Consider the following 20,045-nt stretch of genomic DNA (forward strand, 5'->3'; position numbering starts at 1 on the left):
CCGATGTCCGGGTTTCAGCCTCAAAACAAAATGGGACGAAAGGGCAAGGCGGTCTGCGCATTGCTGCTGGCAACCAATGTCTTTGCGTTGTCGCGCCCGACACTGCTTTGCGCCCAGGAAACCGAGCTGCGCGGCGAGGTTTCGGAATCGACAATCCTGGACGACCAGCAGTACAAGATCAGGCAAACGAGCATGGCTGGAACCCAAGCCGCCCAGGCTGCTGCAACCCCCAACGACAATACGCCGCTGCCTACCTATCGCCCGGCCAGCCAGGGGGCGTTGCCTGACGACGGCACGGGCGAAGCGGCCGCAACCGGCGGCACTTTCGATCCGCCGGCGGCCAGCGGCGACCCATTTCCCGACAACCCCGCTCCGCCGCCGCGACGGCGGCCAAGCGCAACGCGCGCCGCCAATGCGGCCAACGTCGAAGCCGAGACCGCGGACAGCCATACGAGCAAGAGAACAGCGACTGCAGCGACGACCAAGGACACCGATACCGCCGCCATAGACGAGCAGGATACGGCCAACCGCCGTGCGGTGACCATCGATTCCGCCGAAAGGCTCAGGCTCGACCCCGGCGCCGAGCGCACCGAAGCCATCGAAGGCCAGAACAAAAAGAACGAGGACGACCCGTTCGCCGCCACCGGCATCAAGCTCGGCTCGTTCGTGATCCGGCCGACGCTCGAGCAAGGCCTGACGTCTTCGACAAACGCCGATTCGAGCAGCCTCGGCAAGCCGGCCCTGCTGTCGGAAACGACGCTGCGCTTCAACGCCGTCTCCGATTGGCGGGAGAATTCGGCGACGGTTGAGGGCTATGGCATCTTCCGCGAAACCTTGTCCGGCTATGACATTCACGAGGCGCAAGGCCACGTCGACGGCACACTCAACATCGATCTCGACAATGATCTGCGCGCCATCGCCAAGCTGGGCTATGAGGCCGTGCCCGAATCGGCCTCGGCGCCGGACGCAGTCGTCGGCGCCGTTGGCCAGCCGGTGCGCCAGACAGTGAACGGCAGTCTCGCCGTCGAGAAGGATGCCGGCAAGATGCGCTTCGCGCTGACCGGCGCGGTCGAGCACGACATCTTTGGCGACGCTAAGCTTTCGTCGGGCGGATCACTGTCGCAGAAGGGCCGCGACTCGACGCTCTACACGGCCATTTTGCGCACCGGTTACGAGATCTCGCCTGCCATCACGCCGTTCACCGAAATCGAGATCGGCCGGCGCGCTTATGATTTGCGCGTCGATCCAAACGGCTTCCAGCGCTCCTCGACCAGGCTTGGCGCACGGGCCGGCGTCGAGCTCGATCTCCGCGAGAAGCTTACCGGCGAGTTCTCGGTCGGCTGGCTGCGCGAAGCTATCGACGACGACGCCCTGCCGGCGATTTCGGGCGCGACGGTCAATGCCGATCTCAAATGGTCGCCGGAACGCGGCACCACGATCGGGCTCACCGCACAGACGACCGCCGAGAACACGACGAATGCGGGCGAAAGCGGCTCCATGCTCTATTCCGGCAGCCTCACGGGCGAGCGGCAGATCCGCGCCAACCTGACCGGAAATGCCGCGCTCGGCCTTGAATGGCGCGACTATACCGGCTCCGACGATCATGATTTGACGCTGAGCGCCGAGGCTGGGCTGACGTGGTGGCTGAACCGCTACACCGGGCTCACCACCCGCGCCAGGACTGAAAAACTGACCAGCAACCTGGTTGGGCGCGACTACACGGCCAATAGCATTTTCGTTGGCGTGAAGTTGCAGCGCTAAATGCATGTCGCGCAAAGGTGTGCAGCGGTTTTGCGATAACCACTGGCATAAAACAAGAGCTTAAGCGCGTCGCATGAGGCCGATCGAACGCGGCGCGCTTTCGCCGACCAGCGCGGCAACCGGTGCTGACACTACAAGGCTAGGCCGCGGCGCTCTGACGGCGCGAGTTCGTCGAGAAGTGTGCGAATGACGCCGGCCATGCTTCCATTCATGTCGCTGCGCCACAGCGCGAAGGCAACGTTGGCCTCGACGAAGCCTTCGGGCGAGCCGCAGTCGAACGTGCGCCCGCGATAATGATAGCCGTAGAAGGGCTGTTGTTTCTGCAGTTTCAGCATTGCATCGGTGAGCTGGATCTCGTTGCCGGCGCCTTTTTCCTGGCCTTCGAGTATCTTGAATATCTCAGGCTGCAGGATGTAGCGTCCGTTGATGTAGAGGTTGGACGGCGCCGTGCCGGTCTTCGGCTTTTCCACCATGCCGGTGATGCGGAAACCGTGATGTGCGTCATCGCCGCGGCCGACAATGCCGTATTTGTGCGCCTCGGCCGGATCGCATTCCTGCACGGCGACGATGTTGTTGCCGGTCTCGGCGTAAAGCTCGACCATATCCTTCATGCAGCTTTTTTCCGACTGCATGATCATGTCGGGTAACAGCAGCGCAAAGGGCTCGTCGCCGACAAGCTCGCGCGCGCACCAGACGGCGTGACCAAGGCCGAGTGGTACCTGCTGGCGGGTGAAGCTGGTCTGCCCCGGCGCCGGCTGCAGCCGCTGCAGGCGGGCGAGCTGGTCGTCCTTGCCGCGCTGCGCAAGCGTGTCGTAGAGCTCGAACTGGACATCGAAGTGATCCTCGATGACCGCCTTGTTGCGGCCGGTCACGAAGACGAAATGCTCGATCCCGGCATCGCGCGCCTCATCGACCACATACTGGATGACCGGCCTGTCGACGACCGTCAGCATTTCCTTGGGAATGGCCTTGGTAGCAGGGAGAAAGCGCGTGCCGAGACCGGCAACCGGGAACACTGCCTTGCGAACTCTCTTCATGTGCCAATTATCCATTTGCATGCCTGTTCGGCAATCCCGATTCGAGACATTTTCATGCCGAAATCGAGGATTACTGAACGGCGGGTCATAAATCTCAGCTGGTAAAGCATTGACGCATCTTTTCACCCCGCACGGCACCTATGGTAAACCAAATGCTAACCGGGTTCGGCGATGAATAGTCTTCCTGAGATGAAGAAGGAGGAAAAGATGTCCGTTCGCAACGCCGCAAGGCGCTTCACCAGCGTCCTGACGGCCGCCAGCCTCTCGCTTGCTTTGCTCATGCCCAGCGGGCCGGCTTTTGCCGATGCCGGCTTCCGCCAATGGGTCGCCAGCTTCCGTGCTACCGCCGTGGCGAGCGGCGTTTCCGGCTCCGTCTACGACCAGGCATTCAAGGGCATCAACGATGCTGACCCGGTGGTACTGGAAAAGGCCCGTACTCAACCCGAATTCACCGCACCCGCCTGGGATTATTTCGACAACCGCGTCCATGACCAGTCGGTCGCCGTCGGCCAGCAGATGGCAAGGAAATGGAAGCCTTGGCTGGACAGGATCGAGGCAAGATACGGCGTCGACCGCTACATCCTGCTGGCCATCTGGTCTATGGAATCGAACTACGGCGAAACCCTCAAGCGCGATGATATCATGCGCAATGTCGTGCGCTCGCTGGCGACGCTTGGTTATGCCGATCCGAAGCGAGCGAAATTTGCCCGCACCCAGCTGATCGCGGCGCTGAAGATCCTGCAGACCGGCGACATCGACGAAAGCCATCTCAGCGGCTCATGGGCCGGCGCGATGGGCCATACCCAGTTCATCCCCACCAGCTACCAGTCCTATGCGGTCGATATGGACGGCAACGGCAAGCGCGACATCTGGAATTCGATTCCCGACGCACTGGCGACAGCCGCCAATTTGCTGAGGAAGAACGGCTGGCAGGCAGGCAAGACCTGGGGTTATGAGGTCAGCCTTCCGGACGGCAAGAAGCTGCCCGGAGGCTCGAAGTCGCTGTCGCAATGGCAGGCGCTGGGGGTCAGCCGTGCCAACGGCAAGCCGTTCAAGAACGGTGCGGACAAAGCGACGTTGAAGCTGCCCGGCGGCAGCGGCGGGCCGGCTTTCCTGATGATCAAGAATTTCTCGGTCATCAAGCGTTACAACAATGCCGACAAATATGCGCTCGCCGTGGGCCTTCTTGCCGACGAAATTGCCGGCTATGGCGGGCTTGTGCAGGACTGGAAGCGACCGTTTACCAAGCTCTCCTTCGAGGAAAGGCAGGAGCTTCAGAAGCGACTTTCCGAGCACGGCTATTACGACGGCAAGTTCGACGGCAAGATCGGTGACGGATCGAAAACCGCCATCATGGCCTTCCAGGCAAAGGCTGGCTTGACCCAGGACGGGTATCCGAGCAAGGAAGTGCTCAAATGGCTCAGGCAGAACTAGAGCCGGTTGCGGGATGGAGAGGGTGATTGGTTTCGGCTGCGCGCATCCGGTTAATCGTTCGTCGCGTGCCGATCCTCGTTCTGGCGATCGCCGTTCTGGCGGTCGGCGCCGCCAGTGCCTTTCATACCGCGGCCATGGCGCAGGAGCCGGAAAGTCGTGGCTGGTCGCTGCGCGACCTGTTGTTTCCGCGCAGAAGCGAGCGGTTTGAGCAGCCGCCGCCCGAATACCAGCGAGAATTCCAGAGAACAAAGCCCAGGCCCAAGCTGAGAAAGCCCCGGTCAGTTAGCCGGCCGCCGCCGGCCGAGCCGACAACCCCAGTGGCCGAGAAGGCGCCGGGTGCACGCGTCGTTCTGGTGGTCGGCGATTTCATGGCGTCTGGGCTGGCTGAGGGGCTCGACGCCGCGTTTGCTGAAAACACCGGCGTCAGGATCGTCGTCCGTGCCAACGGATCGTCCGGCTTCGTGCGTGACGATGTCTACAACTGGCCAGAACAGGTCAAGTCGCTGATCGCTGCCGAAAAACCGGCAGCCGTCGTCGTCATGCTCGGATCCAACGACCGGCAGCAGATGCGCGTCGGCGATGTACGCGAGCAGCCGCGATCCGAAAACTGGACCAAGGAATACGAGCGCCGGACCGATGCGTTCGGCAAGGCCATCGCCGCAACCAAGGTGCCGTATCTGTGGGTCGGCATGCCGGCCTTCCGGGTCTCGAAAATGACCTCCGACATGCTGGCCTTCAACGACATCTTCCGCTCGTCCGCCGAAAGCCACGGCGGCGAATTCGTCGACGTCTGGGACGGGTTCGTCGACGAGAACGGCGCCTTCATCACCAGCGGACCGGACATCAACGGCCAATCGGTGCGCCTGCGCTCCGACGACGGCATCAACATGTCGAAGGCCGGCAAGCGCAAGCTCGCCTTCTATACCGAAAAGCCGCTGATGAAGATCCTGGGGCTGGCCGCGCCAGGAAGCGTGGTGACGGCTTCTGCCCCGGCCGGCGCTCCCGTCGAGGCGCCGGCACCTGCCGCGGCACCGATAGCTGTCGATCGCACCGTGCCGATGCTGCTCAGCGATCCGGCGCTGGACGGCGGCTCGGAACTTCTCGGCGCCGCCCCGCCGGCAAAAGCTGACAAGAATTTGCCGGGCGAAAGGCTGATCGTCGAGGGCAAGGCGCCCGACGCCTCACCGGGCCGCGCCGACGATTTCTCCTGGCCGCCCAAGACACAGCCTGCGACGGCGGCCGCATCCGATACGACGACGGCGATCCGCCAGTAAACTGAACCTCTTCGGAACGGGCTCAGCGCGGCAGCACGCTCGATCCCATCAGCGCCTCGTCGATGGCGCGCGCCGCCTGGCGACCCTCGCGGATCGCCCAGACGACCAGCGACTGGCCGCGCCGCACGTCGCCCGCCGCATAGAGCCTTTCGACGCTGGTCCTGTAGTCCCGGTCATTGGCCTCGACATTCTTCGAACGGCGGCTGTCGGTGACGATCTTCATCTGCCCGTCGAGTTCCGAGATCGGCCCGCGAGCGGCTGGCCCGGCAAAGCCGATGGCGATGAACGCGAGATCGGCGCGGATGACGAATTCCGTGCCCGCGATCGGCTTGCGCTTTTCGTCGACCTCGCAGCATTTGACCCCGGTCAGCTGGCCGTCTTCGCCGATGAATTCAAGCGTCGCCACCTGGAATTCGCGCTCGGCGCCTTCGGCCTGCGACGATGACGTGCGCATCTTGGTCGCCCAGTAGGGCCAGACCGACAGCTTGTCCTCCTTTTCCGGCGGCTGCGGCCGGATGTCGAGCTGGGTGACGCGCACCGCGCCCTGGCGGAAGGCGGTGCCGACGCAGTCTGAGGCAGTGTCGCCGCCGCCGACGACGACGACGTGCTGGCCGCCGGCGACGATCGGGCGCGACGGCCATGCCACCGACTGGATCGGCTCGCCGCCGATACGCTTGTTCTGCTGCACCAGATACGGCATGGCGTCGTGCACGCCGTCGAGATCGTCGCCCGGGATGTTGGCCGGACGCGGCGTTTCGGAGCCGCCGCAATAGAGCACGGCGTCATATTCGGCGAGCAGTTCGGCGACCGGCTTGTCGACGCCCACATTGACGCCGCAATGGAAGCTGACACCTTCGCCCTGCATCTGCTCGATGCGCCGGTCGATATAATGCTTCTCGATCTTGAAATCGGGGATGCCGTAGCGCATCAGCCCGCCCGGCCGGCTCTCGCGCTCATAGACGTGAACGTCATGGCCTGCGCGGCCGAGTTGCTGGGCAGCCGCCATGCCTGCCGGCCCCGAGCCGATGATCGCGACGCGCTTGCCGGTCTTCCGTTCCGGCGGATAGGGCCGGATATGGCCGGTTTCATAGGCTTTGTCGGCAATGGCCTGCTCGATGGTCTTGATGGCGACCGGAATATCCTCGAGGTTCAGCGTGCAGGCTTCCTCGCAAGGTGCGGGGCAGATGCGGCCGGTAAATTCCGGAAAATTGTTGGTCGAATGCAGGTTGCGGATCGCGTTTTCCCAGTCGCCATTGTAGACGAGGTCGTTCCAGTCCGGGATCTGGTTGTGGATCGGGCAGCCGGTCGGTCCATGGCAATAAGGAATGCCGCAATCCATGCACCGCGCGGCCTGTTTCTCGACCTCCTTGTCCGACATCGGCAGCGTGAACTCGCGGAAATGCCGGATGCGGTCGGAAGCCGGCTGGTACTTGTGCACCTGCCGGTCGATCTCGAGAAACCCTGTTACCTTGCCCATAGTCCAGTCCCTGCTGTCCGGAAGGCACGCCTGGCGACGCACCCGTTAACCTCATAAGGCAGCTGTGGCAACCTTCAGTCCGAGGTCAGGATTGTTGATGAAGATGGTTGCCGGGACGCATGGCCTCCCGGCAATTTCCAAATCTATTCCGCCGCCACGTTCATGCGCATCCGCTCCATCTCGATCAGCGCGCGGCGGTATTCGACCGGCATGATCTTCCGGAATTTCGGCCGGAAAGTCGCCCAGTCGTCGAGGATTTCGCGACCTCGTACCGAGCCGGTGTAGTGGACGTGGTTGGAGATCAGCTGGTAGAGCCGCTCCTCGTCATGGCTGGTCATATCGCCGGATACGTCGACACGGCCCTTATGGTCGAGATCGCCGCCATGGTGGAGCAGCTTTTCCATCAGGTCGTCCTCTTCCGGAACCGGCTCCAGCTCGACCATCGCCATGTTGCAGCGTTCGGCGAAATCACCCGCCTCGTCGAGCACATAGGCGACGCCGCCCGACATGCCGGCGGCGAAGTTGCGGCCGGTCTGGCCGATGACGACGACGATACCGCCAGTCATGTATTCGCAACCATGGTCGCCGACGCCTTCAACGACGGCGGCGACACCCGAATTGCGCACCGCAAAACGCTCGCCGGCAACGCCGCAGAAATAGGCCTCGCCCTCGGTTGCGCCGTAGAGCACGGTATTGCCGACAATAATGGACTCGGCAGCAACGATTTTCGTGTTCTCCGGCGGGCGGATGACAATGCGGCCACCCGACAGGCCCTTGCCGACGTAGTCGTTGGCAGCGCCCACCAGTTCGAACGAGACACCGCGCGCCAGGAAGGCGCCAAAGGACTGGCCGGCCGTGCCGGTGAGCTTGACCGAGATCGTGTCCTCGCGCAGGCCCTTGTGCTTGAAGCGCTTTGCCACCTCGCCCGACAGCATGGCGCCGGTCGAACGGTCGACGTTGCGGATCGGCAGTTCGATACTGACCGGCTGCCTGGCTTCGAGCGCCGGCTTTGCGAGTTCGATCAGCTTGCGGTCGAGCACGTCGTCGATCGGATGCTTCTGCCGCTCGGTCCAGTGCACCGCCTCGTGCGGCGCATCGGGCTTGTAGAACATCTTGCTGAAGTCGAGCCCGCGTGCCTTCCAGTGCTGGATCAGCTCGCGCTTTTCCAGAAGGTCGGTGTCGCCGATGATCTGGTCGAGATGGGTGTAGCCCATCTCGACAAGCAGCGCCCGCACCTCTTCCGCCACATAGAAGAAGAAGTTGATGACGTGCTCGGGCGTGCCCTTGAAGCGCTTGCGCAGCACCGGGTCCTGTGTCGCGACGCCGACGGGGCAGGTGTTGAGATGGCACTTGCGCATCATGATGCAGCCGGCCGCGATCAACGGCGCGGTCGAAAAGCCGAACTCGTCGGCGCCGAGCAGTGCGCCGATAATGACGTCACGCCCGGTGCGCAGGCCGCCGTCGACCTGCAGCGCGACGCGCGACCTGAGGCCGTTGAGCACCAGCGTCTGGTGCGTCTCGGCAAGGCCCATCTCCCACGGGCTGCCGGCATGCTTGAGCGAGGTCAGCGGCGAGGCACCGGTGCCGCCGTCATAGCCTGATATGGTGATGTGGTCGGCACGCGCCTTGGCGACGCCGGCCGCAACCGTGCCGACGCCGACTTCCGAGACCAGCTTGACCGATACGTCGGCCGCCGGATTGACGTTCTTCAGGTCGTAGATGAGCTGCGCCAGATCCTCGATCGAATAGATGTCGTGATGCGGCGGCGGCGAGATCAGGCCGACGCCCGGCGTCGAGTGCCTGACCTTTGCTATGGTCGCATCGACCTTGTGACCCGGCAGCTGGCCGCCCTCGCCTGGCTTCGCCCCTTGCGCGACCTTGATCTGCATCATGTCGGAATTGACCAGATACTCCGCCGTGACGCCAAAGCGTCCCGAGGCGACCTGCTTGATCGCCGAGCGTTCGGGGTTCTTGCCGCCGCCCGGCAGTGGCAGATAGCGGTCGGCCTCTTCGCCGCCCTCGCCGGTGTTCGACTTGCCGCCGATGGCGTTCATGGCGCGCGCCAGCGTCGTGTGCGCTTCCCTTGAGATCGAGCCGAAGGACATCGCCCCGGTCGAGAAGCGCTTGACTATATCGGCCGCCGGCATCACCTCGTCGAGCGTGACCTTCTTACGCCCGGTCTCTTGCGCAAGCTTGATCTTGAACAGGCCGCGAATGGTCTGCGCCTGCGCCGTCTCGCTGTCGATCTGGGCGGAATAGTCCTTGAACGTCTCCCACGAGCCTTGGCGCACGGCGTGCTGCAAGGTCGCCACTGCGTCGGGCGACCAGATATGGGCCTCGCCGCGCATGCGGAACATGTATTCGCCGCCGACCTCGAGGCTGTTGCGCAGCACCGGGTCGTTGCCGAAGCCGTCGGTGTGGCGGCTGACCGTTTCGGCGGCGATCTCGTCCAGCCCGACGCCTTCGATCAGCGTCGCCGTGCCGGTGAAGTACTTCTGCACGAAGTCCGACTTCAGGCCGATGGCGTCGAATATCTGCGCGCCGCAATAGGACTGGTATGTGGAGATGCCCATCTTGGACATCACCTTGAGGATGCCCTTGCCGATCGACTTGATGTAGCGGGAGACGACTTCGTAGGCATCGACCTCCGCCGGCAATTCGCCACGCTTGTGCATGTCGAGCAGCGTGTCGAAAGCGAGATAGGGATTGATCGCCTCGGCGCCGTAGCCGGCGAGACAGCAGAAATGATGCACCTCGCGCGGCTCGCCGGATTCCACGACGAGGCCAACGGAGGTGCGCAATCCCTTGCGGATCAAATGATGGTGCACGGCCGCAGTCGCCAGCAGTGCCGGAATGGCAATGCGATCCGGGCCGAGCTGACGGTCCGAAAGGATGATGATGTTGTAGCCGCCGGCGACCGCCGCCTCGGCGCGCTCGCATAGCCGGTCGATGGCGCCCTGCATGCCGGCCGCGCCTTCATTCGAACCGTAAGTGATGTCGATCGTCTTGGTGTCGAAACGGTCTTCGGTGTGGCCGACGGAGCGCAGCTTCTCCAGATCGCCGTTCGTCAGGATCGGTTGGCGCACTTCGAGCCGCTTGCGGCGCGAATTGCCGACAAGATCGAAGATGTTGGGCCGCGGCCCGATGAAGGACACCAGGCTCATCACCAACTCCTCGCGGATCGGGTCGATCGGCGGATTGGTGACCTGTGCGAAATTCTGCTTGAAATAGGTGTAGAGCAGCTTCGATCTGTCCGACATTGCCGAAATCGGCGTGTCGGTACCCATCGAGCCGACGGCTTCCTGGCCGGTGGTCGCCATCGGCGACATCAACAGCTTGGTGTCCTCCTGGGTGTAGCCAAACGCCTGCTGGCGGTCGAGCAGTGAGACATCCCTGCGCAGGGCGCGCGGCTCGACCGGGTTCAGATCCTCGAGGATGAGCTGTGTGTTGGCGAGCCAGCTCTTGTAGGGATGCCTGGTCGCGATCTCCGACTTGATTTCCTCGTCGGAAACGATGCGGCCCTTGTCCAGGTCGATCAGCAGCATGCGGCCGGGCTGCAGCCGCCACTTCTTGACGATCCTTTCCTCCGGCACTGGCAGCACGCCGGCTTCCGAGGCCATGATGACGCGGTCATCATCGGTGACGATGTAGCGCGCCGGCCGCAGCCCGTTGCGGTCGAGCGTGGCACCGATCTGGCGGCCGTCGGTGAAGGCAACCGCCGCTGGCCCGTCCCACGGCTCCATCAGGGCTGCGTGATACTCGTAGAAGGCCTTGCGGTCCTGACCCATCAGCTTGTTGCCGGCCCAGGCTTCCGGGATTAGCATCATCATGGCGTGGGCGAGCGAATAGCCGCCCTGCGTCAGGAATTCGAGCGCATTGTCGAAGCAGGCGGTGTCCGACTGCCCTTCATAGGAGATCGGCCACAGCTTCGAGATGTCGTTGCCGAACAGTTCGGAATCGACCGAAGCCTGCCGCGCCGCCATCCAGTTGACGTTGCCGCGCAGCGTGTTGATCTCGCCATTGTGGGCGACCATGCGGTAGGGATGCGCCAGCTTCCACGACGGGAACGTGTTGGTCGAGAAGCGCTGGTGGACAAGGATCAGCGCCGTCTCGAAACGCGGGTCGGTGAGGTCCTTGTAGTAGGCGCCGACCTGATAGGCCAGGAACATGCCCTTGTAGACGATGGTCCGCGACGACATCGAGACGACATAGAAGCCGTTATCGACGCCTTTGGTCTCTTCATGGATGCGACCGGAAATGACCTTGCGCAGGATGTAGAGCCGCCGCTCGTAGTCGTCGTCGTTCTCGATCTCGGCGCCGCGGCCCAGGAACACCTGCCGGTGCACCGGCTCGGAAGCGGCGATGTCGGGCGCCTTGGACAGCGACGAATTGTCGACCGGCACGTCGCGAAAGCCGAGCAGCGGCTGGCCCTCGAGTTGCGCCACCTCGGCGATGATGCCTTCGATATGCGCCTGCAGCTCCGGGTCGCGCGGCATGAACACCTGGCCGACGGCGTAGTGGCCGGGCTTCGGCAGTTCGACCCCTTGCTTGGCCATCTCCTCGCGGAAGAAGCGGTCCGGCAGCTGCACCAGCACGCCGGCGCCGTCACCCATCAGCGGATCGGCGCCGACCGCGCCGCGATGCGTCAGGTTTTCGAGCACGGCAAGGCCGTCCTCGACGATCTGGTGCGACTTCACGCCCTTCATGTTGACGATGAAGCCGACGCCGCAGGCATCATGCTCGTTGCGCGGATCATAGAGGCCGTGCGCGGTATAGCCGGTGCTGGTTCGCCGAATATTGGTCAGGGACGGATTTTTGACGGCTGCCGCTGTCGTCTGCGCGGCCTTCGTCGCAGATGGCGTCATGTCCGTCATCGTCCTGTCCTCCGTTCCGTCCCCTTCGGGCGCTGGTTTCCGTCGGGAAGCGCGTGGCTCCCCTTTCAATCTGCGGCACGTCTTGCGAAATTCTTGCCGACCGTGCGGCTTTCCGCATGGTTCGCATTTGGTATTCGTACAGGCCGGAGCCAGACTGTCTAGCTGTCGCTCGCGGCAATGGCCGCAGAGGCGCAATCATATGCCAATGCGGCCAGTTTTGTGCGACAAAATAAGACAGCACTACTGTCCTAAATTTTTATGACAGAAATTTTGGATGCACACAAGACCGATTCACAAATTTCTTGAAGCTTTCGCGACAGAAAATTGCGCGGAACGCCGTGTCAGCGTAACCTTCCGTCGCTGCATCTACGCTCATGCGTTTCACTGGCTTTAGCGGATTTTCGGTATCTGCCCCTTGCGACCGGCATGCGAAAGCGGCCAAGCTCGCACCGATTTCCCCAGCATAGGCAGACGCATGATTTTCGCTTCCGACAATTGGGCAGGCGCCCATCCCCGTATCGCTGCCGGCTTGTCGGCCCATGCCGACGGCTTCTCCACCGCCTATGGCGACGGTGCCCTCGACAAGACCGTTTACCAGCGCTTCAATGAGATCTTCGAATGCGAAGTCGCGGTGTTTTTCGTCGCCACCGGCACCGCTGCCAATTCGCTGTCGCTGACTACCTATAACAAGCCAGGCGGCATTTCCTTCTGCCATCGCGAATCGCACATCATCGAGGACGAATGCGGTGCACCGGAATATTTCACCGGCGGTTCGCGGCTTTGTACAGTCGAAGGCGCACTCGGCAGGATCGATGCCGGCAATCTGGAACGGGCGGTGGACCGTTTCGCACCCGAAAACGTCCATTCCGGGCGGCCGGTTGCCGTTTCGATCACCCAGTCGACCGAAGTCGGCACCGTCTACACACTGAACGAAATCGCCAGGATTTCGGCGATCGCAAAGCAGCATGGACTGCCGCTGCACATGGATGGGGCCCGCTTTGCCAATGCGCTCGTCGCGCTGGAAACGACGCCGGCCGAAATGACCTGGAAGCATGGCGTTGACATCCTCTCCTTCGGCGGCACCAAGAATGGCTGTTGGTGCGCCGAGGCGATCGTGCTGTTCGACCTCGAGCGAGCCAAGGAATTGGCCTTTTTGCGCAAGCGCGCGGCCCAACTGTTCTCGAAATCGCGCTTCATCGCCGCGCAATTCGATGCTTATTTCAGGGGTGGACTGTGGCTCGACACAGCACGGCACGCCAATGCGATGGCGGCACGGCTTGCCGCGGCGATAGAAGATTCCCCTTCGGCCCGGCTGGCCTGGCTGCCGCAGGCGAACGAGGTCTTCGCAGTCATGAAAAAGGCCGAGGCCGAAAGAATGCAAGCGGCAGGGGCGGCCTTCCACGACTGGCACAGGCCGCTCGGCTACGACGGCTACATTGGCGAAGACGAAGCGCTCTATCGGTTTGTCACCAGCTTCGCGACCACGCCCGACGAGGTCGACCGTTTCGGCTACCTGCTCGCCGGATAGCAAGCCTTGCCCACCAGCAAAAAGAGCGGCGCATTGCTGCACCGCCCTTTCTTCCCGGGAGTTGGCGTCCCGGAGTTTAGCTGCCTGGCTTAGGCGGCAGTCTTGGCCTCGATCTGCTTGGCCTTGGCCGGAGCCGAGGTGATCGCGATCTTGCGCGGCTTCAGCTCTTCGGGGATGTTGCGCTTGAGGTCGACGAAGAGCAGGCCGTTCTTCAGCGCGGCGCCGACAACCTCGACGTGATCGGCAAGCTGGAAGCGGCGCTCGAAGGCTCGGCTGGCGATACCGCGATAGAGCAGTTCGGAGCCTTCGCCATTGCCTTCCTCCTTGCGCTCACCCTTGACGGTCAGCACATTGCGGTGAGCTTCGATCGAAATCTCATCTTCCGAGAAGCCGGCCACAGCCATCGAGATGCGATAGGCATCCTCGCCCGTGCGCTCGATGTTGTAAGGCGGATACGTCTGGCCTTCCGGCTGCGCAAGCGAATCGAGCATGGTGAACAACCGGTCAAAACCGACGGTCGAACGGTAGAGCGGGGAAAAATCAACGTGACGCATGGTGTGTTCTCCTGTTGAGCAACAAGGTTGCGTATGGCCGGTGCGAAACCCGTGACGGCGTTCCGGATGGGCCAGCGGCCCCGACATTGGCGACCGCATGACAAATTTGGGAAGCCGGCGACGGCATTTCAAGATTTTCCCGCGTCCGAACGGGACCGGTCCCCGGCCCACGTCCCGATGCCGATGAACGGCAGATGAACCGTGGCTTCGGCGAGCGTTCAGCCAGGCGGCATTAAAACTGTTCTCGAGATAACGAACAGGTCGCCGGAAAAGGCGACACGACGAGGCCGAACCGGGTGTAACGTCCCTTCCTCCCGGTCGACAGAGGCCGGAAGCACGCCAAGGCTGCTTCCGGCCTTACTTGTTCGCTGCCTGGCGGTCGAGCTCCCCGGCGTCCCAAATTCCTTTGCTTTTGGCGCATGGGCGTTTATGCCTGACTTGCGCCCACACCGGCACCGACACCAACCAAAAACCGCATGACCGATCTTCTCCACCAGCCCCCTCTCTTCCAGGAAACTCCGGGCAATCCGCTGCCGGAAAACGCGGCCGGCGGCTTCTTCACCGCGCGCGACGGCAAGAAGATCCGCTATGGGCTGTTTGCCGCGGTTGCCCGCCCGATGAAGGGCACCGTCGTCGTCCTGACCGGCCGCAACGAGTGCATCGAGAAGTATTTCGAGACCATTCGCAACCTTGCCGACCGGGGCTTTGGCGTGGCAACCCTCGACTGGCGCGGACAGGGCGCTTCCGACCGGCTGATCGGCGACCGACAGCGCGGCTTCGTCCGGAGCTTCTTCGATTACACCGGCGATCTGGAGCAGTTCTTCGAGGAGATCGTGCTGCCCGATTGCCGAGGACCCTACTACATACTGGCCCACTCGGCCGGCGCGGTGATTGCGCTGCTCGCCGCGCCCTCGATGGCGAACCGCGTGCGCCGCATGGTGCTGATCGCACCGTTCTTCACCGTGCCGGACCTGCCGGTTTCGGTAAAAACCGTCCGCCGCCTCTGTTCGCTGTTCTGCCTTCTCGGCCTTGGCCGGCTCTATGCCGCATGGGGGCCGCGGCCCAAGGAATCGGTGCCCTTCGCCATAAACAAGCTGACCAGCGACCCGGAACGCTATCGGCGCAACACGCTGATCTACGAAACCTATCCGCAGCTGGCGCTCGGCGGACCGACGATCCGCTGGCTGAAGGCGGCCACCGAGGCATCCTTGATCGTCAGCGACCCGGATTTCATGGCCAAGATCCAGGTGCCCTTGCTGATGATCGCCGCCGGCGCCGACCAGGTCGTCTCGACCAGGGCAGTCGAAGCCTATGCGAGACGTCTGCGCGTCGGCTCGCTAGTGATGATCGACGGCGCCCGCCATGAGATCCTCCAGGAAGCCGACCTCTATCGCGAGCAGTTGTTTGCGGCATTCGATGCCTTCATCCCCGGAACCGGCGACGCTGTTTGACCGCTTCGCCGGCGCCCGCCAACAAAGCCCGCACGGGTCGCTTGTCCGGCGCAGCCCCTTATTCCCGTTAAGGCATCGAGCGCTAGGTTGCTGCCAAAGAGAATGGAGGCCATTCGCCGGGAGAAAAACGACCATGAACGCATCGAATACGCTGTCACGTCAGGGGCATCGGCTACTGCAGATTGGCGTCGCGCTGCTGCTGTTTTCGTCATTCGAAGGGTTTGCAATACCGTATCTCGCCGCACCGCGGCTCGGACTGTCCGCGCACACGCTCAGCGCCCTGGAGGGCGTTCTCTTGCTGGGTCTAGGCCTCACATGGTCTAGGCTCAATCTCGGCGCGGCGACGTCGCGGATTGCTTTCTGGCTGCTGATCTATTCGGCTTTGGCGATCCTGGCCGCCTACGTGATCGCCAGCGCCTGGGCGGCCGGCAACGAGACTATGCCGTTGGCGGCCGGAGCCTTCCACGGAAGTGCCTTTCAGGAAGCTGTGATCAAAGGTGTGGCGTATTCGTCCGCGCCGACCGGCCTCATCTCTTTCGTGCTCATTTTGTGGGGCCTGCGTCTCTCGGACGCTTGGCCTGCCGACAGCTAATGCATGTCGCGCAGCGGTTTTGCGATAACATGCATAAAACAAGCGCGTCACATAAGTTCACTCAAACGCGACGCGCTTTGCTTTAGGACCGTACCGCGGTTTCCGTCGGATTTGCGCAAAACAGACGCGTGGGTGCACCGGATGCTTAGCCGCGCAGCGCCGCCATCGCGGCTGCGTGCAGCTCCGGTGTCGCCGCCGCCAGGATGTCGCCGCCGTTTTCCGCCGGCCCGCCTTCGAAGGTGGTGACAACGCCGCCTGCCTTCTCGATGATCGGGATCAGCGCGACGATGTCGTACGGTTTCAATCCGGGATCGGCAACGATATCGACGCTGCCCGCCGCCACCATCGCGAAGGCATAGCAGTCGGTGCCGTAACGGGCGAGCTGGACCTGTTGCTCGAACAGGTCGTAGCGCAGGCGCGCGTCTCCTTTGAACAGCGCCGGGGTGGTGGTGAACAGCGTCGCCTCGGCGAGATTCGTCGTCTTGCGCGTAGCGAGTTTTCGGGGGCCACCGGGACCTTCATAATGCGAGCCGGAGGCATTGGCGTAGAACAACTCGCCGGTGAAGGGCTGCGACATCATGCCGGCGACGGCATCGCCGTCGACCGTGAGCCCGACCAGCGTGCCCCATACCGGCAGGCCGGAAATGAAGGCGCGCGTTCCATCGATCGGATCGATCACCCAGACATGCCGGCTGGAGATGTTTTCGCTGCCATGTTCCTCGCCGAGAATGCCGTGATCGGGGTATTGCGCTGATATCAGCGCCCGGATGGCGCGCTCGGCCTCGCGGTCGGCCTCGGTGACCGGGTCGAAGCTGCCGCGCTCCTTGTTGGTGACCGCGCCCTGGCTGCGGAAGCGCGGCAAGGTCTCGGCTGCGGCGGCACGCGCAATGCGCCGCATGAACTCGATGTTGATGTCCAACTGATTCTCCCGCTCCAGCATGTTAGGAGATACCCGTTTGCCTACGGATTTATGCCGAAACAAGGGCGTTCGGAGCCTTTCGCATGGTGCCAACTGTTGCTCGAATGCAACGCCGCCGTCATGGAAATGCAGTTTCCACTTCACAGTGAATTAAAAAAGCCGGAACGCGCCTTGACATTTGTGCAGCGCACAATACGTTTGTTCTCGGACAGGGGTTCCTGTCCATGCCCTCCTTGGGCGTTTCCTCCCTAGACTTCGACCGTGTCGTGCAAACGATGCGGTCTTTTTTTACGCTGCCGCATGAGCGGTGAGTACCGCGATTCCGCGGCTATTCGGCGGCCAGCGGCAGATCCATGAAATTGTGATCGGGCATCGCCATCAGTTCGGCCGAAAACCGCGCCAGATCGTCGGCCAGTGCGTCGAAACCAGCCGATCTCTGGAACGTCCGCTCATTCATGTAGAGCCCGCGATTGACCTCGATCTGCAGCGCATGCAGATGGCGCACGGGGCGGCCATAGTGCTCGGTAATGAAGCCTCCGGCATAAGGCTTGTTGTGGGCGACGCTGTAGCCCATGCCGGTGAGCAGGCCGATCGCCGTCTCGGTCAACGCCGCCGCGGCGGAAATGCCAAAGCGGTCGCCGACGATGAAGTCCGGCCGCAATCCGCTGTCGCCGACCCTTATGCTTGCCGGCATCGAGTGGCAGTCAATCAGCACGGCGTAGCCGAAGCGCGCATGGGTTCTGGTCAAAAGCCGTTTCAGCGTCTCGTGATAGGGCTTGTAGACCGCTTCGATGCGCGCCACGGCTTCCGCCAGCGGCAAGCGGCCGGAATAGATGTCGAGCCCCTCGCCGACCAGCTTGGGCACGGTGCCGAGCCCGCCGGCCACCCGCGCCGAGCGGATGTTGCAGAATGACGGCACCGGTTCGGCGAACATGCGCGGGTCGAGTTCCCACGGCTCCCGATTGACGTCGAGATAGGCGCGCGGGAAGTTTGCCGCCAGCATCGGCGCTCCGAGCGCGACGGCGCCGCCGAACAATTCCTCGACATAGCAGTCCTCGGAGCGGCGGATGGCGTTGCGGTCCAGCTTGGCCATAGCCATGAACCGGTCCGGATAGTAGCGGCCGCTATGCGGCGAGTTGAAGAGGAAGGGAACGCGTTGTTCGGCGCCCGATCGGATTTCGAAGGGTGGAACGACCGAAAAATCCTCGGCTGCCGTTTTCAATTTGGACGAACCCGGGAATACCAATGCATCATGATGGGAAAGTGCCACCTCGCCGCCCGCATGTCCAGCCGCCGAAGCGCCAGCCAAATCAGGATTGTGCGGCCAACGTTCACTTGATGTTTACCGTCACCTCCTCATATACAGCATGGTTAACGGGCTTGCCGCACGGCATTGTCGGTTGGGTGATTCGGACGGGACAACATGGCACGCATTCTGCTGGCGGAAGACGACGACGACATGCGCCGGTTCCTCGTCAAGGCGCTGGAGCGCGCCGGTTATCAGGTCAGCGATTTCGACAATGGCGCCAGCGCCTATGAGCGGCTGCGCGAGGAACCTTTTTCGCTGCTTTTGACCGACATCGTCATGCCCGAGATGGATGGCATCGAGCTCGCCCGACGCGCCACGGAGATCGATCCCGACCTCAAGGTGATGTTCATCACCGGCTTCGCCGCCGTCGCGCTGAACCCTGATTCCAAGGCGCCGAAAGACGCCAAGGTGCTATCGAAGCCGTTCCACCTGCGCGACCTCGTCAACGAGGTCGAAAAGATGCTGCAGGCCGCCTGACGCGCTTTTTGTCGCGTCTTGACCGACGCCGCAAGCCAGGCGTTCTTTCCCTTTTCCCGCTATTGACGTGCCGAACCAAAAATGGTGTATGCGCGGCTTCGGATGGGCGTGTAGCTCAGCGGGAGAGCACTGCATTGACATTGCAGGGGTCACAGGTTCAATCCCTGTCACGCCCACCATCCAAATAATCCCTCAATTGGCCGTCGGTATTTTTCGTCGACTGATGTTCCCGGCCAATACCGGCCTCAGGCCGCACCGAGGCGCAGATCCCCGGTCTCGACGTGCTCCAGAAACCAGGCATAGGTCTGTTCCAACCCGCTGCGCAGCGAGTAACGCGGGCGCCAGCCGGTGGCGAACAGACGCGACACGTCCATCAGCTTGCGCGGCGTGCCGTCCGGCTTCGTCGCATCGAATGTTATTGCGGCATCGGCGCCGGCGACCGACACGATGGTGCGGGCAAGGTCGGCAATGGTGATGTCTTCCCCCGAGCCGACATTGATGTGGCTGTCGCCAGAATAATTCTTCAGCAACCAGACCAGCGCGTCGGCGGCGTCGTCGACATGCAGGAATTCACGCATCGGCGTGCCTGACCCCCACACCTCCAGGCTCTTGCGGCCGGCGCGCTTGGCCTCGTGCGCCTTGCGCATCAGAGCGGGCACGACATGGCTGGAATTGAGGTCGAAATTGTCGCCCGGACCGTAGAGATTGGTCGGCATCGCCGAGATGTAGTCGACGCCGTGCTGGCGCCGATAAGCCTGACACAGTTTCAGCCCGGCGATCTTGGCGATCGCATACCATTCGTTGGTGGGCTCGAGCGGCCCGGTCAGCAAGGCGTCCTCGGAGATCGGCTGCGCCGCGAATTTGGGATAGATGCAGGATGAACCGAGAAACATCAGCTTCTGCACCTCGTTGCGGAAGGCGCTGTCGATGACATTGTTCTGCATGACGAGATTGTCCTGCAGAAAATCGACCGGAAGCCTGTTGTTGGCCAGGATACCGCCAACCTTGGCCGCCGCCATCACCACTGCATCCGGCTTGCGGTCGGCCATCCAGCGCCGCACGCCGGCCTGGTCGAGAAGATCGAGCTCGGCGCGCGAGGCGGTCAGGATCTCGCAATCCTCGTCGGCCAATCGGCGCAGGATGGCCGAGCCGACCATGCCGCGATGTCCGGCCACGAAAACGCGCTTGCCCTGAAGGTCGAAGGTCATCAGCTTACCCCAATGCAGACGGCAGCTATGCCAGTTGGCCGGCGGAGCGCCGGATCGGCTTCTCTGTTGCCGGACGCATACCGCATACAGATTTGCCCAGACAAGGCAAATCGCAAAGCCACCCGAAGCAACCTTTGGATCGGACGCCGT

14 protein-coding genes and 1 tRNA gene are annotated in these 20,045 nt (G+C 62.8%); 8 read left to right on the forward strand and 7 right to left on the reverse strand.

The genetic code is table 11. The features are described 5' to 3' along the window. Positions 1 to 3: 3 nt before the first annotated feature. Entirely contained in the window at positions 4 to 1,761 is a 1,758-nt protein-coding gene (locus tag NKH80_RS08865; RefSeq protein WP_352990996.1) for an outer membrane beta-barrel protein, read from the forward strand. A 131-nt stretch (positions 1,762 to 1,892) separates the two neighbouring features. On the opposite strand, the gene galU is transcribed toward NKH80_RS08865, so the two are convergent. Then, the gene (gene galU / locus NKH80_RS08870) at positions 1,893 to 2,798 is read right to left on the reverse strand and encodes a UTP--glucose-1-phosphate uridylyltransferase GalU (protein WP_352990999.1); all 906 of its coding nucleotides are present in this window, start codon (positions 2,796 to 2,798) and stop codon (positions 1,893 to 1,895) included. A 207-nt stretch (positions 2,799 to 3,005) separates the two neighbouring features. Between galU and NKH80_RS08875 the strand changes: the two genes are divergently transcribed. Then, complete coding sequence (locus NKH80_RS08875) at positions 3,006 to 4,232, forward strand: lytic murein transglycosylase (protein WP_352564889.1); 1,227 nt, start codon at positions 3,006 to 3,008, stop codon at positions 4,230 to 4,232. A 26-nt stretch (positions 4,233 to 4,258) separates the two neighbouring features. After that, positions 4,259 to 5,506: an SGNH/GDSL hydrolase family protein gene (locus tag NKH80_RS08880; RefSeq protein ID WP_352991001.1), complete on the forward strand. Its 1,248-nt coding sequence runs from the start codon at positions 4,259 to 4,261 to the stop codon at positions 5,504 to 5,506. 22 nt (positions 5,507 to 5,528) lie between these two features. On the opposite strand, the gene NKH80_RS08885 is transcribed toward NKH80_RS08880, so the two are convergent. Then, on the reverse strand, positions 5,529 to 6,983 hold the full coding sequence (locus tag NKH80_RS08885; protein ID WP_352469525.1) for a glutamate synthase subunit beta: 1,455 nt from the start codon (positions 6,981 to 6,983) through the stop codon (positions 5,529 to 5,531). Positions 6,984 to 7,126: 143 nt separating this feature from the next. Beyond that, a complete protein-coding gene (gltB, locus tag NKH80_RS08890; RefSeq protein WP_352991004.1) occupies positions 7,127 to 11,857 on the reverse strand; it encodes a glutamate synthase large subunit in 4,731 nt (1,576 codons plus the stop codon). Positions 11,858 to 12,332: 475 nt separating this feature from the next. Here gltB and NKH80_RS08895 point away from each other — a divergent pair, with 475 nt between their 5' ends. Then, positions 12,333 to 13,385 carry a threonine aldolase family protein gene (locus NKH80_RS08895; RefSeq protein WP_352501928.1) on the forward strand — a complete coding sequence of 351 codons (1,053 nt, stop codon included), beginning with the start codon at positions 12,333 to 12,335 and terminating at the stop codon, positions 13,383 to 13,385. A gap of 89 nt (positions 13,386 to 13,474) precedes the next feature. Here NKH80_RS08895 and NKH80_RS08900 read toward each other — a convergent pair whose 3' ends face one another. Next, positions 13,475 to 13,939, reverse strand: coding sequence for an Hsp20 family protein (locus NKH80_RS08900; RefSeq protein ID WP_023675381.1), 465 nt, complete (start codon positions 13,937 to 13,939; stop codon positions 13,475 to 13,477). Positions 13,940 to 14,415: 476 nt separating this feature from the next. Between NKH80_RS08900 and NKH80_RS08905 the strand changes: the two genes are divergently transcribed. Together NKH80_RS08905 and NKH80_RS08910 are read left to right on the forward strand one after the other, a co-directional pair. After that, positions 14,416 to 15,390 (forward strand): alpha/beta fold hydrolase, encoded by a 975-nt coding sequence (locus NKH80_RS08905; RefSeq protein WP_352991006.1) that lies wholly within the window; start codon positions 14,416 to 14,418, stop codon positions 15,388 to 15,390. Between the two features lie 133 nt (positions 15,391 to 15,523). Next, complete coding sequence (locus tag NKH80_RS08910; protein WP_352682506.1) at positions 15,524 to 15,982, forward strand: styrene oxide isomerase; 459 nt, start codon at positions 15,524 to 15,526, stop codon at positions 15,980 to 15,982. A gap of 145 nt (positions 15,983 to 16,127) precedes the next feature. Here NKH80_RS08910 and hisN read toward each other — a convergent pair whose 3' ends face one another. Continuing rightward, on the reverse strand, positions 16,128 to 16,901 hold the full coding sequence (gene hisN, locus NKH80_RS08915; protein ID WP_352682504.1) for a histidinol-phosphatase: 774 nt from the start codon (positions 16,899 to 16,901) through the stop codon (positions 16,128 to 16,130). A 328-nt stretch (positions 16,902 to 17,229) separates the two neighbouring features. Beyond that, entirely contained in the window at positions 17,230 to 18,171 is a 942-nt protein-coding gene (locus NKH80_RS08920) for an N-formylglutamate amidohydrolase (RefSeq protein ID WP_352539364.1), read from the reverse strand. A gap of 153 nt (positions 18,172 to 18,324) precedes the next feature. On the opposite strand from NKH80_RS08920, the gene cpdR reads away from it, so the two are divergent. Both cpdR and NKH80_RS08930 read left to right on the forward strand, forming a co-directional pair. Then, entirely contained in the window at positions 18,325 to 18,687 is a 363-nt protein-coding gene (gene cpdR / locus NKH80_RS08925; RefSeq protein WP_006199474.1) for a cell cycle two-component system response regulator CpdR, read from the forward strand. Positions 18,688 to 18,791: 104 nt separating this feature from the next. Beyond that, positions 18,792 to 18,866, forward strand: a tRNA-Val gene (locus NKH80_RS08930). Between the two features lie 66 nt (positions 18,867 to 18,932). Here NKH80_RS08930 and fcl read toward each other — a convergent pair. Continuing rightward, positions 18,933 to 19,895 carry a GDP-L-fucose synthase gene (gene fcl, locus NKH80_RS08935; RefSeq protein WP_352991011.1) on the reverse strand — a complete coding sequence of 321 codons (963 nt, stop codon included), beginning with the start codon at positions 19,893 to 19,895 and terminating at the stop codon, positions 18,933 to 18,935. Positions 19,896 to 20,045 lie beyond the last annotated feature (150 nt).

Source organism: Mesorhizobium sp. M0904 (genome assembly GCF_040319475.1).
GTDB lineage: Bacteria > Pseudomonadota > Alphaproteobacteria > Rhizobiales > Rhizobiaceae > Mesorhizobium.

Excerpts from the sequence above, each read along its gene's own strand:
- cpdR (WP_006199474.1), top strand. The coding sequence starts at position 18,325 with ATGGCACGCATTCTGCTGGCGGAAGACGACGACGACATGCGCCGGTTC.
- NKH80_RS08910 (WP_352682506.1), top strand. The coding sequence starts at position 15,524 with ATGAACGCATCGAATACGCTGTCACGTCAGGGGCATCGGCTACTGCAG.
- NKH80_RS08865 (WP_352990996.1), top strand. The coding sequence starts at position 4 with ATGTCCGGGTTTCAGCCTCAAAACAAAATGGGACGAAAGGGCAAGGCG.
- gltB (WP_352991004.1), bottom strand. The coding sequence starts at position 11,857 with ATGACGGACATGACGCCATCTGCGACGAAGGCCGCGCAGACGACAGCG.
- NKH80_RS08895 (WP_352501928.1), top strand. The coding sequence starts at position 12,333 with ATGATTTTCGCTTCCGACAATTGGGCAGGCGCCCATCCCCGTATCGCT.
- galU (WP_352990999.1), bottom strand. The coding sequence starts at position 2,798 with ATGAAGAGAGTTCGCAAGGCAGTGTTCCCGGTTGCCGGTCTCGGCACG.
- NKH80_RS08875 (WP_352564889.1), top strand. The coding sequence starts at position 3,006 with ATGTCCGTTCGCAACGCCGCAAGGCGCTTCACCAGCGTCCTGACGGCC.
- NKH80_RS08905 (WP_352991006.1), top strand. The coding sequence starts at position 14,416 with ATGACCGATCTTCTCCACCAGCCCCCTCTCTTCCAGGAAACTCCGGGC.
- fcl (WP_352991011.1), bottom strand. The coding sequence starts at position 19,895 with ATGACCTTCGACCTTCAGGGCAAGCGCGTTTTCGTGGCCGGACATCGC.
- NKH80_RS08900 (WP_023675381.1), bottom strand. The coding sequence starts at position 13,939 with ATGCGTCACGTTGATTTTTCCCCGCTCTACCGTTCGACCGTCGGTTTT.
- NKH80_RS08885 (WP_352469525.1), bottom strand. The coding sequence starts at position 6,983 with ATGGGCAAGGTAACAGGGTTTCTCGAGATCGACCGGCAGGTGCACAAG.